At 64.4% G+C, this 14235-nt stretch carries 13 protein-coding genes and 1 pseudogene; 8 read left to right on the forward strand and 6 right to left on the reverse strand.

Annotated elements, in window-relative coordinates; translation table 11 throughout:
• Nucleotides 1-22 precede the first annotated feature (22 nt).
• Nucleotides 23-3160 carry a discoidin domain-containing protein gene (locus tag FHT09_RS07005; protein WP_181141214.1) on the forward strand — a complete coding sequence of 1046 codons (3138 nt, stop codon included), beginning with the start codon at nt 23-25 and terminating at the stop codon, nt 3158-3160.
• Entirely contained in the window at nt 3157-4134 is a 978-nt protein-coding gene (locus tag FHT09_RS07010; RefSeq protein WP_230673832.1) for an endonuclease/exonuclease/phosphatase family protein, read from the forward strand. Before FHT09_RS07005 ends, FHT09_RS07010 begins: the two co-directional genes overlap by 4 nt.
• A gap of 121 nt (nt 4135-4255) precedes the next feature.
• Here FHT09_RS07010 and FHT09_RS07015 read toward each other — a convergent pair whose 3' ends face one another.
• From FHT09_RS07015 to ykgO, 6 genes and pseudogenes are all read right to left on the reverse strand, one after another.
• The gene (locus FHT09_RS07015; RefSeq protein ID WP_181141213.1) at nt 4256-5476 is read right to left on the reverse strand and encodes a TraB/GumN family protein; all 1221 of its coding nucleotides are present in this window, start codon (nt 5474-5476) and stop codon (nt 4256-4258) included.
• A 4-nt stretch (nt 5477-5480) separates the two neighbouring features.
• Nucleotides 5481-5591, reverse strand: a pseudogene (locus FHT09_RS07020) (phosphinothricin acetyltransferase); the annotation flags it as partial.
• Nucleotides 5592-5643: 52 nt separating this feature from the next.
• Nucleotides 5644-6528, reverse strand: coding sequence for a carbon-nitrogen hydrolase (locus FHT09_RS07025; RefSeq protein WP_104537168.1), 885 nt, complete (start codon nt 6526-6528; stop codon nt 5644-5646).
• An 80-nt stretch (nt 6529-6608) separates the two neighbouring features.
• On the reverse strand, nt 6609-7643 hold the full coding sequence (locus tag FHT09_RS07030; protein ID WP_181141212.1) for an agmatine deiminase family protein: 1035 nt from the start codon (nt 7641-7643) through the stop codon (nt 6609-6611).
• A 232-nt stretch (nt 7644-7875) separates the two neighbouring features.
• On the reverse strand, nt 7876-8205 hold the full coding sequence (locus FHT09_RS07035; RefSeq protein WP_104604708.1) for a hypothetical protein: 330 nt from the start codon (nt 8203-8205) through the stop codon (nt 7876-7878).
• A 240-nt stretch (nt 8206-8445) separates the two neighbouring features.
• Entirely contained in the window at nt 8446-8571 is a 126-nt protein-coding gene (gene ykgO / locus FHT09_RS07040) for a type B 50S ribosomal protein L36 (protein WP_005913193.1), read from the reverse strand.
• Between the two features lie 172 nt (nt 8572-8743).
• Here ykgO and cmk point away from each other — a divergent pair, with 172 nt between their 5' ends.
• The 6 genes from cmk to FHT09_RS07070 all read left to right on the forward strand — a co-directional run bounded on the left by cmk (nt 8744) and on the right by FHT09_RS07070 (nt 14229).
• On the forward strand, nt 8744-9427 hold the full coding sequence (gene cmk / locus FHT09_RS07045) for a (d)CMP kinase (RefSeq protein ID WP_104604706.1): 684 nt from the start codon (nt 8744-8746) through the stop codon (nt 9425-9427).
• Nucleotides 9428-9610: 183 nt separating this feature from the next.
• Nucleotides 9611-11296, forward strand: a complete 1686-nt coding sequence (rpsA, locus tag FHT09_RS07050; RefSeq protein ID WP_016903550.1) for a 30S ribosomal protein S1 — start codon at nt 9611-9613, stop codon at nt 11294-11296.
• A gap of 88 nt (nt 11297-11384) precedes the next feature.
• Nucleotides 11385-11696, forward strand: coding sequence for an integration host factor subunit beta (locus FHT09_RS07055; protein WP_104537172.1), 312 nt, complete (start codon nt 11385-11387; stop codon nt 11694-11696).
• A 65-nt stretch (nt 11697-11761) separates the two neighbouring features.
• Complete coding sequence (locus tag FHT09_RS07060; RefSeq protein WP_104537173.1) at nt 11762-12067, forward strand: LapA family protein; 306 nt, start codon at nt 11762-11764, stop codon at nt 12065-12067.
• A 6-nt stretch (nt 12068-12073) separates the two neighbouring features.
• Entirely contained in the window at nt 12074-13252 is a 1179-nt protein-coding gene (gene lapB / locus FHT09_RS07065; protein WP_104537174.1) for a lipopolysaccharide assembly protein LapB, read from the forward strand.
• Complete coding sequence (locus tag FHT09_RS07070) at nt 13252-14229, forward strand: glycosyltransferase family 4 protein (protein WP_104604704.1); 978 nt, start codon at nt 13252-13254, stop codon at nt 14227-14229. Before lapB ends, FHT09_RS07070 begins: the two co-directional genes overlap by 1 nt.
• Nucleotides 14230-14235: the final 6 nt, after the last annotated feature.

A 14235-nucleotide genomic window follows, 5' to 3' on the forward strand; every position in this document is an offset into this window, starting at 1 on the left:
AATGTTCCTGCGATTGCTTGCCATGACCGCTGTTGCCACGTCTGCGGTCACGGCGCAGGCGCAGGAACGCGTGCTCGACGGCTTCAACGACATCAGCGCCTGGCGCCTGGTGGTCTCCAACCAGGTCAGCGGTTCGCTGCGACCGGTGGCCACCAGTTCCGGCGGGCATGCCCTGTGCCTGGACTACAACTTCAACGGCGTATCCGGCTATGTCGGCATCCGCCGCAGCCTGCCGATCGACTATCCGGACAATTACCGCATCGGCTTTGCGCTGCGCGGCGAGTCGCCGTCCAACGACCTGCAGGTCAAACTGATCGACGCCAGCGGCGACAACGTGTGGTGGATCAACCGGCCCGGCTTCAACTTCCCGAAGAACTGGACCACCGTCGGCTATCGCAGGCGCAACATCGAAAAGGCCTGGGGCCCGGGTCAGGATAAGCAGCTGCGCAGCAGCGCGGATGTCGAATTCACCATCTACAACAAGGTCGGCGGCAAGGGCACGGTGTGCTTCGACCGCCTGACGCTCACGCCGCTGCCGCCGGAAGACACCTCGCCATTGAAGGCCGAGGCCATCACCGATACCGCGCCCGCACTGGAACAACGCCTGGCCGACGGCAAGCCGGAGACCTTCTGGCTCAGCGGCGCGGTCAAGCAACAGACCGTCACGCTGGATCTGGGCAAGGTGCGCGAATTCGGCGGCGCAGTGGTGCAGTGGGTGCCCGGCCTGCAGGCCTCGCAATACGTGGTGCGCGCGTCCAGCGACGGGCGCGGCTGGCGCGACCTGCGTACCGTCACCGCCGGTGCCGGCGGCACCGATTGGCTGGCACTGCCGGACACCGAGGCGCGTTACCTGCGTTTTGATCTCAAGGACGGCCCCAACTGGCGCTACGGCATCAAGGAAGTGCAACTGCAGCCGCTGGCGTTTGCGGCGACCCCGAACGATTTCATCAAGTCGCTTGCCGCACAGATGCCGCGCGGCAGCTATCCGCGCGGTTTCTCCGGCGAGCAGCCGTACTGGACCATCCTGGGTTTGGATGGCGGCACCGAGCAGGGCCTGATCGGCGAGGACGGCGCGGTGGAAGTGGGCAAGGGCGGCTTCAGCATCGAGCCGTTCGTGGTCACCGGCGGCAAGCTGCTGCACTGGTCCGACGTCAGCAGCGAGCAGAGCCTGCAGGACGATTACCTGCCGATTCCCAGCGTCGACTGGCATCACGACCTGATGAACCTGCGCGTGACCGCGTTCGTGCAGGGCACCCCGGAGCAGGCGCAACTGGTCGCACGCTATCAGCTGCACAACACCGGCAAGGAGGCGCGCGAGTTCACCCTGGCGTTGGCAGTGCGGCCGTTCCAGGTCAATCCGCCGGCGCAGTTCCTCAATACCCTGGGCGGCGTCAGCCGGATCGAACAACTGGCGGTGGACGGTGCGCAGGTCAGCGTCAACGGCAGGCCGCGCGTATTCGCCGCACAGCGTCCGGATGCCGGTTTTGCCAGCGCTTTCGACAGCGGCATGGATGTCAGCCATCTCACTGCCGCCACCCCGCCGGCGATCACCCAGGTCAAGGACGACACCGGCCTGGCCTCGGGCGTGCTGCTGTATCGCTGGAAGCTCGAGCCTGGCCAACGGCGCGAGGTGGCGCTGGTGATTCCGCAGACCGGCACCGCGCAACTGCCGGCCGACTTCGATGCCGACAAGGCGCAGCAGCAGGTGGCCCAGCAGTGGCGCAGCAAGCTTGATCGCGTGCGCATCAGCGTGCCGGCCGAAGGCAAGCCGGTGGTCGACACCTTGCGCACGGCGCTGGCGCACATGCTGATCTCGCGCATCGGCCCGCGGTTGCAGCCCGGCACACGCTCGTATTCGCGCAGCTGGATCCGCGACGGCGCGATGATTTCCGAAGGCCTGCTGCGGCTCGGGCGCGAAGACGTGGTGCGCGAGTACGTCGACTGGTTCGCCCCGTATCAGTTCGCCGACGGCATGGTGCCGTGCTGCGTGGACGACCGCGGCAGCGACCCGGTGCCCGAGAACGACAGCCATGGCGAGCTGATCTTCAACATCGCCGAGTACTACCGCTACACCGGCGACAAGGCGTTCCTGGAAAAGATGTGGCCGCACGTGACCGGCGCCTACGACTACATGGAAAAGCTGCGCGCCAGCGAGCGCACCGAAGACAACTTCATGCGCAACCCGGCCTTCTACGGAATGATGCCGGTGTCGATCAGCCACGAAGGTTATTCGGCCAAGCCGGTGCATTCGTACTGGGACAACTTCTGGGCGCTGCGCGGCTACAAGGATGCGGCGATGCTGGCCGGCGCGCTCGACAAGCCCGACGAGGTCGCCCGCTTCAGCACTGCACGCGACGAATTCAGTGGCGACCTGGTCGCCTCGCTGGGTGCGGCGGTGCGCCAGCACGGTCTCGATTTCCTGCCCGGCTCGGCCGAGCTCGGCGACTTCGATGCGACCTCCACCACCATCGCGCTGGCGCCGGGTGGCGAGCAGCAACGCCTGCCGCAGGACCTGCTGACCAATACCTTCGAACGCTACTGGAAGGAGTTTTCCGAGCGCCGCGACGGCAAGCGCGCATGGAAGGACTACACGCCCTACGAATGGCGCAACGTGGCCACATTCGTGCGCCTGGGCTGGCGTGACCGCGCCTGGGACGCCACCGCGTTCTTCTTCAAGGACCGTGCGCCGCAACCCTGGAACCAATGGGCCGAAGTGGTCTCGCGCACGCCGCGCACGCCGTTCTTCGTCGGCGACCTGCCGCACGCCTGGGTCGCCTCGGATTTCGTGCGCTCGGTGCTGGACATGTTCGCCTACGGACGCGAATCCGACGCCAGCCTGGTCATCGCTGCCGGCACCCCGACGCGCTGGTTCGAGGGCAAAGGCATCGGCATCGCCGAACTGCGTACGCCCTATGGGCGCCTCAATTACACCTTGCAGCGCACCGACAAGCAGCTGGTGCTGCAACTGCAGCCGGGCCTGATCCTGCCGCCGGGCGGGGTGGTGTTGCCGTGGCCGTACCAGGGCACGCCCGGCAAGGCCAGCATCAACGGCGAATCGGCGCAATGGCACAACGGCGAACTGCGGATTCAACAGCTGCCGGCCACTGTGCAGATCGATGTGCCCAGCGCGGTGCGGCGGGCCGAGCGCGCTACGCAATGAATGGCGCAGCTCGACCGAGCAGGGCAGCGCTGGCGCGGCGTGGTGCCCGTCGGCCGGTCGTGTGGGTGGCGCTGCTGCTGTGCGTCGGCGCTGTACACGCCACGCAGGCCAGCCACGCCCTGCAGGTCGCGCAACCCGCACAGGTCAACCAGACCGATCGTGCAGAACGCGCATCCCAGCCAGTGCAGCCGCCGGGCCCGACGCAGCGCGAGATGACCCTGGTCACGCTCAACCTGCACCACGACCGCGAAGACTGGCCGGCGCGTCGCGCTTATATCGCCAAACAGCTCAAGCAGCTGGCGCCGGACGTGATCGCGCTGCAGGAAGTGATCGAACGCCGCGACAGCGTGGAGAACCAGGCCGCCTGGCTCGCGCGCAAGCTGGGTTACGACTACACCTTCGCATCGGTCGATCCGGTCGGCGCGCCCAAGCGCTACGGCAACGCGTTGCTGAGCCGGCGCAGGGTGCTGGCCCGGCATCAGCGCCTGCTGCAGCCGCTGGACGATTACCGCGTTGCCGCGCATCTGCAGGTCGATATCGATGGCCAACCGATCAATGTCTACGTCACCCACCTCAACGAGCGTGCCGATGCACGCGGCACGGCCACACGTACGCGTCAGGTCGCCGACTTGCTGGACTTCATTTCCTCCAACAGCAATCAGGCACCGGTCGTGATTGCCGGCGACTTCAACACCGCCGCCGATGCCCTGGATCTGGAAGCGCTACGCAAGGGCTACGGCGACAGCTACGGCAGCGTGCACCGCAACGGCGACGCCAGCGTCAGCACCTTGAACCTGCATGTCTTCGACACGCCGGCGCGGATCGACCACGTGTTCTTTCAGCAGAACCGCCTGCTGGCCCGCGAAGCGCGCATCCTGTTCGACACGCCGTATGCCGAAGGTCGCTGGGCCTCGGACCACTACGGCGTCTGGGTGCGCCTGCAGCTCGCGCCACAGGCGCAGTCCGCGCCGTAGCCGCGCGCAAGCGATCGAATGCCGTAGGAGCGCACCCGGGCGCGATGGGGCGGTACCGGTAATGCCCCATCGCGCCCGGGTGCGCTCCTACGAGAAGCACCAGATTGCAGCGCCGCCACGCTCACCCATGCAGGCGATTGAAGATCTGCACACCGGCCAGCCACACGCCCGCCATGCTGCCCACGTTGGTCAGCAGGAAGGTCAGCACCACGCGTGAGACGCGATTGCGGTACCAGCCGCGCAAGGTCTGCGCGTCGTCGCGTAGCGACAGGAAATCGCCGTAGGCCGGCTTGCGCATATGCACTTCGACCAGGGCCGCAAACGCACCGGTCGGCACGCTCAGGCGGAACGGCTTGAAAGGCGCCACGACCGCCGCGGTGAGGATGCTCAAGGGATGGCTGCCGGCCAACAGGCAACCCAACGCCGCCAGTCCGCCGGTATACATCGCCCACTGCAACAACAGGTCCGCGCCCATGCTCAGACCGCCGCGCCAGAACCCGATGCCGATGCCGGTGATGATGATCGCCAGGATGCCCAATGTGATCCACGGAATGCGCTTGCGCTGCTGCACGTATTCCAGCGACTCGCGCAATGGGCCGGGTGCGGCGGTGTCCTGTTCGAGGTGGCGCGCAAGACCGGCCAGATGCCCTGCACCGACCACCGCCAGTATCTCGCGCTGATCCGTAGTGGCTTCCTCGCGCAGGCGCGTGGCCATGTACTGGTCGCGCTCGGCAATCACGGTCTCGTAAAGCTCCGGGCTTTCGCTGGCAAAATCGCCGAAGCTCGCCTCCAGCATGTCGCCTTGTTTGAGCTTTTCGATTTCTTCTTCGCCCACCTCGTCAGCCGCGAACAGACCGCCGAGAAGGCCGGCGGCCAGTTTCATCTTGCCGAAGAATCCCAGCCGCCCGGACGCGCGCTTGAAGGTCAGGCCGACTTCGCGATCGATCAGGTGCACGGGCAGGCCTTGCGCGCGCGCCAGATTCACCGCTTCCTTCAACTCTGCGCCCGGCTCGATGCCGAGCTGCTTGGCCAGGCGGCGCTGGTAGGCGGCCAGGGCGAGGTTCGCCGCGAACAAGGCCACCCGGCCCTTACGAATCACCTGTACCAGGTCCAGACGGGCGAGGGCATCCGGATCGCTGAGCGCCTGCAGGCGCTGCGCATCCAGCTCCACCGCCACCGCGTCGTAGCGGCCGCTGCCGATCGCCCGCTGCACTGCGGCCACGCTGGCCAGTGACACGTGCGCGGTACCTAGCAACGTATAGCGCACGCCATCGCGTTCGACGATGCGATGCGGCTGGCCGGACAACGCATCGTCCAGAACGTGGGTGGTTTGCTCAGTCATGGGGTCATTCATCAGAAGGAGGGGCGGTGTCACTGGAGCCGAGCGCGCGTTGCATCTGCACGCCGTCCAGCCAGCGACCATGCTTGCGGCCGATACCGGTGAACACTCCGACCGTGATTGCCGGGATGTCCGCGTCGCGGACATTGCGCAACTCGACAGGCATGCGGTCAGTCGATGTAGCGCTTGAGCAGGTCGCCATACGCATCGATGCGGCGATCGCGCAGGAACGGCCAGATGCGGCGCACGTGTTCGCTGCGCTGCAGGTCGACGTCGCACACCAGCACCGTCGGGTCCTGTCCGGCTTCGGCGATGAACTCGCCCTGCGGCCCCAGCACATGGCTGTTGCCCCAGAACTGGATGCCCGACGCGCCCAACGGCGAGGGCTCATGGCCGACGCGGTTGCACGACAGCACCGGCACCCCATTGGCGACCGCATGGCCGCGATGGCTGAGCACCCAGGCATCGCGCTGGCGCTCCTGCTCGGGTTGCTGGTCATCCGGATCCCAGCCGATCGCGGTGGGGTAGAGCAGCAGTTCCGCACCGGCCAGCGCCATCAGGCGCGCCGCTTCGGGGTACCACTGGTCCCAGCACACCAGCACGCCGAGCCGGCCGACCGAGGTGTCGATCGGCGCAAAGCCCAGATCGCCCGGGGTGAAATAGAACTTTTCATAGAAGCCCGGATCGTCCGGGATATGCATCTTGCGGTACTTGCCGAGCAGGCGGCCGTCCTTTTCGAACACCACGGCGGTGTTGTGATACAGCCCGGCCGCGCGGCGCTCGAACAACGAGGCCACCAGCACCACGCCGTGTTGCTTGGCCAGCGCGCCCAGCCGCTCGGTGCTGGGGCCGGGGATCGGCTCGGCCAGGTCGAATTCGTCCACCGACTCGTGCTGGCAGAAATACGCACCGTTGTGCAGTTCCTGCAGCAGCACCAGCCTGGCGCCCTGTGCGGCAGCTTCGGCCACGCGCGATTCGATGATGGCCAGATTGGCCGCGGCGTCGCCGTGGTTGCGCTCCTGGATCAGCGCGACGGGAAGGAGATGACGGGTCATGGCGATTCGTCCAGCTAGGTGACGCACTAAGGTAGCGCGCGATGGTGTAACACCGGCCTGCCGGCCGGAACAGGAGTGACTCAGGCGGCCAGCAGACCGGCGGGCAGTTGCATGGTCAAACAGTGCAGGCTGCCGTTCTGCCAGATCAATGGGCGGCACGGCACCGGCACGATGGCGTGCTGCGGAAACGCCTCGGCCAGCACTGCCTGCGCGCTCGCGTCGGCCTTGTCGCCGTAAGCCGGCATCAGCACCGCACCGTTGACGATCAGGAAATTGGCGTACGAGGCCGCCAGGCGCCGGCCTTGATCCAGGATCGGCTCTGCCCAGGGCAACGCGAACAGGCGATACGGCTGCCCATCGGCCTTGCGCAATGTAGCCAGTTCGGTGCCCATCGCCTGCAGTTCGGTGTAATGCGAATCGCTGGCCACATCGCAGCCCTGGTAGACGATCGCATCCGGGCCGGCGAAGCGCGCCAGCGTATCGATATGCGCGTCGGTGTCGTCGCCTTCCAGATAGCCGTGATCCAGCCACAGCACGCGGTCCTGCGCCAGCCACGCGGCAAGATCGGCACTCAGCGAATCGCGCGTGCGCTGCGGATGCCGCTCGTGCAGGCATTTCCAGGTGGTCAGCAAGGTGCCCGCACCATCGGTCTCGATTGCACCGCCTTCCAATGCAAAGTCGACCGTCTGCACCTGCGAGGATACGAACACCCGGGCCGCGTCCAGCGAGGTGACCAGTTGATCGTCCAGGCTGGCCTCGAACTTGCCGCCCCAGCCGGTGAAGCGGAAATCCATCAGGCGGAAACCGCCATCCTGGCGCAGCGTGATCGGGCCGGAATCGCGTAGCCAGGTGTCGTTGTAAGCCGCAATCACGAAGCGCACCCGCGCCATATCCACCCGTGCCGAGCGCAGCCGCGCTTCCGCATAGATCTGCAGATCGTCATCGGCCACGCACACGATCACCGGCTCGAAACGGGAAATCGCCGCGACCAGCGCGATATAGGTCTCCTCCACCTCGGCAAGACGCTCGGCCCAGTCGGTGCCCGCGTGCGGCCACGCAATCAACACGGCGGACTGAGGTTCCCACTCGGCAGGAAAGCGAACGCTATCGGTCATAACTTGCAACTACCTAATCAATGCCAGGCAACGCCGGGCCGTTAATTCAATCCCCGCACATGGACGTGCGGGCTCTTGCGAGGGACTCGCGTCAAATCGGCTCTTGCGAGGGATTGACGTCAAATCGCCCTTTCGAAGGATTCGCCTTGGCGACCCACGGTGATCGCTTTTTGCATCATCGGATCAGCCCACTGTTGCAGTCTCCATCCGCTGGAGCCCGAACAACCCGCGATCACCTGATCGGCGGTTTGGGCCCGATCTCGTTGGCATTGGCCTGATTGGCCACCACGTCGATCACCCGGCTCTTTTCGAAGTACACGGTGAAGGCCGGATACACCCAGCGATGGATCGTCGGCCACTGGCGCTTCTGGCCACCGCGCGGTGCCAGCTTTTCCTGCGGCGCGCCGTAACGGCCTTGGACCTGACTCATGCTGTCGCCGCGCAAGGGCAGGGCAGCGGCAGGCTTTTGCTGTGCACGGTCGACCAGTAGCGTATCGGCCCAGGCAACGGCACTGATCCCCATCAACGCGATCAACGGCAGGCCAAACAAACGGTTGCGCATGTCATCTACTCCCCAGTGGACAAGATTCGGATGGTGATTACAGCAAAAACCAGGACGGGCGTGCTTGCAGAGCAGTGTCACCCAACGCCGCCCCGGATGCCTGCCAGCTCCACCGTTACGCGGAGCCGGCCAAGACCTGAGACAGTGCAGCCGGCATGTCGCAACCACCGACCTGAGACACCGGCCAAGAAAAAACCGCCCGGAGGCGGCTTTCTCGGGTCTTGCGCGCGCGGCAAAGGCTTAGCGCTGACGCGCCTTGAAACGCGGGTTCGACTTGCAGATCACGAAGACCTTGCCGCGGCGGCGGACCACCTTGCAGTCGCGGTGACGGGTCTTCGCAGACTTCAGGGAGGACAGGACTTTCATGGCACACCTCGGCGTAAACGGTTGGATTCGATGGAAGAGTGCCCGCAATCGAGGGTGCACCCGGAATTAAGCCGGCAATTCTAACCGGCTTTTCGTCGTGCTTTCAAGTGGTTGCATCCGAATTCCAATCAGCGGCGCTACACTACCGCCTGATGACCTTCCGGAAACCTGAATGACCGACCTTTCGCCCGTTCTCACCATCGATGGTCCCTCCGGCGCCGGCAAGGGCACCGTGAGCCGGATCGTAGCCGCACGGCTGGGCTGGCATTACCTCGATTCGGGTGCGCTGTACCGCGCGGTGGGCGTGGCGGCGAGCTGGGCCGATCTGGACGTTTCCGACCCGGCCGCGCTGGTGCGCTGCACCTTCGACACCAAGGTGGACTTCGACGATGCCGGCGAGGCGGGGCTGCGGGTACTGGTCAACGGGGTGGATGCCACCGGCGAACTGCGCCTTGAGACGACCGGTGCGCTGGCTTCGGCGATTGCCGCCATCCCTGAGGTGCGTAGCGCACTGAAAGAGCGGCAACGCGCATTCAGGCGGGCGCCCGGCCTGGTCGCAGACGGGCGCGACATGGGTACGGTGATCTTCCCCGATGCCGCCTACAAGGTGTTTCTGACCGCCAGTGCTGAAGAACGTGCGGGCCGTCGCCATAAACAGTTGATGGAAAAGGGTGTTTCGGTTATCTTTGAGGACCTGCTGCGCGAGATCATGGCTCGAGATGCCCGTGATGCGCAGCGGGTGGTGGCGCCATTGCGGCCGGCCGAAGACGCCGTGCTGATCGATACCAGCGGAATGGGGATCGAGGATGTCGTCCAGCGTGTGGTTGGGTTGTTAGCCGTTCGCACGTCGTCGTAAGCGTTCCGCAAGCGGGTATGTCCCGCCGACCGTAAGGCGTTCCAAGGCTCCGTCGCACATCCCGTGTGGCGGTTCTATTACTACTTAACCGACTCGCTGTCCGGAGTCGACCAACAGGCTGGGCGCTTGGCATCTGTCGTATTCGACGATCAACGCCCGTGTGTTCAACTGAGTAAAATTCAAATGACAGAATCTTTTGCTGAACTGTTCGAAGCCAGTCAAGCCAATCTGGCGAAGCTGAAGCCGGGCTCGATCGTCACCGGTACCGTCGTGGAAGTGCGCGGCGACGTGGTGGTGATCAACGCTGGCCTGAAGTCCGAAGGCATCGTGCCGATCGAGCAGTTCCGTAATGACGCTGGCGAGATCGATGTCGGCGTCGGCGACCAGGTCAAGGTTGCCCTCGACTCCATCGAGAACGGCTTCGGTGAGACCGTGCTGTCGCGCGAGAAGGCCAAGCGCGCAATGGTGTGGGACGAGCTGGAAGAGGCGTTGGAAAAGAACGAAACCATCACCGGCCGCATCAGCGGCAAGGTCAAGGGTGGTTTCACCGTGGACATCAAGGATGTCCGCGCGTTCCTGCCTGGTTCGCTGGTGGATGTGCGCCCGGTGCGCGACCCGGCCTACCTGGAAGGCAAGGAGCTCGAGTTCAAGCTGATCAAGCTGGACCGCAAGCGCAACAACGTGGTGGTCTCGCGTCGTGCCGTGGTCGAGAGCGAGCACTCGGAAGAGCGCGAGCAGCTGATGGACAAGCTGCAGGAAGGCGCGATCCTGAAGGGCGTGGTCAAGAACCTGACCGATTACGGCGCGTTCGTGGACCTGGGCGGTATCGACGGTCTGCTGCACATCACCGACATGGCCTGGAAGCGCGTGCGCCATCCGTCCGAAGTCGTCAATGTCGGCGACGAGCTGGACGTGCGCGTGCTGAAGTTCGATCGCGAGCGTAACCGCGTCAGCCTCGGCCTGAAGCAGCTGGGCGAAGATCCGTGGGACAACATCGCACGTCGTTACCCGGCCAACAGCCGCGTGTTCGGCAAGGTCTCCAACGTCACCGATTACGGCGCATTCGTCGAGATCGAGCCGGGCGTCGAAGGTCTGGTGCACGTCTCCGAGATGGATTGGACCAACAAGAACGTCAACCCGTCCAAGGTTGTGCAGGTTGGTGACGAAGTCGAAGTGATGGTGCTGGATGTCGACGAGGAGCGTCGCCGCATCTCGCTGGGCATGAAGCAGGTTGCCGCCAATCCGTGGGAAACCTTCGCCGCCACCCACAAGAAGAACGACAAGGTGTCCGGTCAGATCAAGTCGATCACCGACTTCGGCATCTTCATCGGTCTGGACGGCGGCATCGACGGCCTGGTCCACCTGTCCGACATCAGCTGGAACACCACCGGCGAAGATGTCGTGCGCAACTACAAGAAGGGCGACACGCTGGAAGCCGTTGTGCTGGCAGTCGATCCGGAGCGTGAGCGCATCAGCCTGGGCGTCAAGCAGCTGGAGCAGGATCCGTTCGGCCAGTACATGGCTTCCAACCCGAAGGGTTCGAAGGTCGAGGGCGTGGTGCGTGAAGTGGATGCCAAGGGCGCCACGATCGACCTGGCCGATGGCATCGAAGGCTACGTTGCTGCACGCGACATCGCCAACGAGCGTGTGGACGATGCGACCCAGCACCTGAAGGTCGGCGACAAGATTGAAGCCAAGTTCGTGGGCATGGACCGCAAGGGCCGCACCCTGCAGCTGTCGATCAAGGCCAAGGACGATGCCGAAATGCGCGAAACGCTGGAGGAATACCAGTCTTCGGCCGCATCCGGTGGCATGACTCAGCTGGGCGCGCTGCTGCGTGCACAGTTGAACAGCAACAAGTCCGAGTAAGCGCGTAGCGCTCGCAAGAGCGTGATGGATCGGCCCGGGCTTGCCCGGGCCGATTCCGATGTGTCAGTCGAAAAAAGCAAGTCTTCCCATGACCAAGTCCGAATTGATTGAAATCCTGGCGCAACGTCAAGCGCATCTGAAGGCGGACGACGTGGATCTGGCAGTCAAATCGCTGCTGGAAATGATGGGGCAGGCGCTCTCCGATGGTGATCGGATCGAAATCCGCGGGTTTGGCAGCTTCTCGCTGCATTACCGCCCGCCACGTCTTGGCCGTAATCCGAAGACCGGCGAGTCGGTCGCGTTGCCTGGCAAGCATGTTCCGCATTTCAAGCCCGGCAAGGAATTGCGTGAGCGTGTCAGCTCCGTGGTCCCGGTCGATCTGCTGGATGCGGCTGACTAAAGTCGTTCTGCCGCTGTGTTTATGTCGGCTCGGTTAAGCTAAGCCTCTTTCGACGGAGTCTGGCCATGAAGGTGTTTCGTTTGCTGGTGATGCTGGCCTTCCTGCTGGTCGGTCTGATCATCGGTGCGGTCAATTCCCAGGACGTCACTCTCGACTTCCTCTTCTCCAGTGTGCGCACGACCTCCGGGATCGCGATCATCGTCGCGCTGCTGGTCGGCGTGTTGATCGGTGCCGGCATGGTGCTGGTCAGTGTGGTGATTCCCCTCTATTCCAAACTGCGCCAGGCCAACAAGGCTGTTGCAGTCAGTCGCACCGACGCCAGGCCCATTGCGCCTGCCGCAGTCGAGCCGCGCCCCTTTGATGGACTGTAAGCGCGTATGGACTTTCTGACCGAGTGGATCTGGTTCTTCCTGTTCGTGCCGTTGGCAGCGTTGGGGGGCTGGATCGTTGGCCGCCGCGGTGGTCAACGCCACGGCGATACCCAGGTCAGTCGCCTATCCAGCACCTACTTTCGCGGTCTGAACTATCTGCTCAACGAGCAGCCGGACAAGGCGATCGAACTATTTCTGCATATCGCCGAACTGGACAAGGAGACCTTCGAGACCCAGGTCGCGTTGGGGCATCTGTTCCGCCGTCGCGGTGAAGTCGATCGCGCGATCCGGCTGCACCAGGGTCTGGTGCAACGTGCCGACCTGACCGATCAACAGCGCGTGCAGGCCTTGCTGGCGCTGGGCGAGGACTATATGAAGTCCGGCCTGCTGGATCGTGCCGAGACCGTGTTCACCGAACTGGCGCAACTGGATCAGCGTGCCCCACAGGCACTGCGTCATCTGATCGGCATCTATCAGGCCGAGCGCGATTGGGAAAAGGCGATCGACAACGCCACCCGTTACGAAGAAGTCACCGGCGAGCCGATGGGCAAGCTGATTGCGCAATTCGAGTGCGAGCTGGCCGATCGCTATCGTGGCCTGAGCAAGCCCGACGAAGCGTTGCAGGCGATCGCGCGCGCGTATCAGGCCGATGGCACTTCGGTACGCGCCGGCATTCTGGAAGGACGCATCGAAGCCGAGCGTGGACACGATGAAGCGGCCGTGCGCGCATTCGAACGCGCCGCCCGGCATGATCCGGAGTACCTGCCTGAAATCATCCCTGCGTTGATGGCGGCCTATCGCCGGGTCGGCGATATCGCCGGTGCGCGTAATTTCCTGTCGGAGATGACCGAGCACTACCGCGGCATCGCCCCGGTGCTGGCATTGACGCAGCTGATGGAAGCGCAGGACGGCGTGGCCCCTGCGCTGGCTTACCTGGGTCGTCAGCTCAAGGACCGACCATCGGTCCGCGGCGAGTCGGCGTTGATCGACCTGACCCTGGCCGAAGGCAGCGACCCGGTCGGCACCCTGCAGGATCTCAAGCACATCACCGACCAGTTGTTGGTGCGCAACCCGAGCTACCGCTGCACCCGCTGCGGCTTCGGCGCGAAGACGCACCACTGGCAGTGCCCGAGCTGCAAGGAATGGGGAACGGTCAAGCCGCTGTTGAACTACGCGGTGGTCTGATGCCGCAGGTCTGGCTGTGGTGGTGTCTGTTGCACCTGACGGTCGCGGCAGTGGGGACCTGGTTGCTGCGACGCTACGCGCTGCATCGGCGTCTGCTCGATCATCCGGGCGAACGTCGCAGCCATGGGGTCGCCACTCCGCGTGGCGGTGGCATGGCAATCGTTGCCGCGCTGCTGTCCGGGTGCCTGACGGCAAGCGTGTTCTGGCCGGCGGCAGGCTCGGTCATCTATTGGTTCGCTGCCGGGCTGGTGCTGGTGGCCGGGGTAGGTTGGTGGGACGACCATCGTCCGCTCTCGGCCAGGCTGCGGTTCGCGATCCATCTGCTGGCGTCGGCCATGCTGGGTTGGCTGGTCAGCCGTTACACGGGCCAGCTCTGGGATGGCGTGCTCACCGCCATGGCATCGGTGATATTGATCAATGTCTGGAACTTCATGGACGGCATCAACGGCCTGGCCAGCAGCCAGGCGGCGCTGGCCGCACTGGCGTTTGCTGCGGTCGTGCCTGCCGCATGGGCGTGGGCGGGTCTTGCCGTCGCTGCATCCTGCCTGGGATTTTTGCCGTTCAACTTTCCGCGTGCGCGCATCTTTCTGGGCGACGGCGGCAGTGGTGCATTGGGATATGTACTGGCTGCATTGCTGGCGCTGACGGTGGCCAGCGGGCAAGTGAGTTGGTGGATCAGCTGGTTGCCGCTGACCGCGTTTCTCGTAGACGCCGGCTTCACGCTGCTGTCTCGCATGCTCGCCGGGCAACGGTGGTGGGAGCCGCATGCCCAACATCTCTATCAGCGGCTGGCACGCAGGCTTGAGACGCACGTTCCGGTAAGCGCTATTTATTTTGCTTTCAGCGTCGCTGCTGTCTGCTTGTATGTGTTAATTCGTCATGATGCAAATTGGCTGCAGGTCTCTGGAGCCTTGGTATGGGGTCTAGGTGCCACCGCAATCTGGCATTTTCTGCGCGACGGACTGCGCAATTGCTGAGTAATG

Origin of the sequence: Xanthomonas sp. CFBP 8152, from assembly GCF_014199025.1 — a bacterium.
In the GTDB taxonomy this organism is placed as follows: Bacteria; Pseudomonadota; Gammaproteobacteria; order Xanthomonadales; family Xanthomonadaceae; genus Xanthomonas; species Xanthomonas arboricola_B.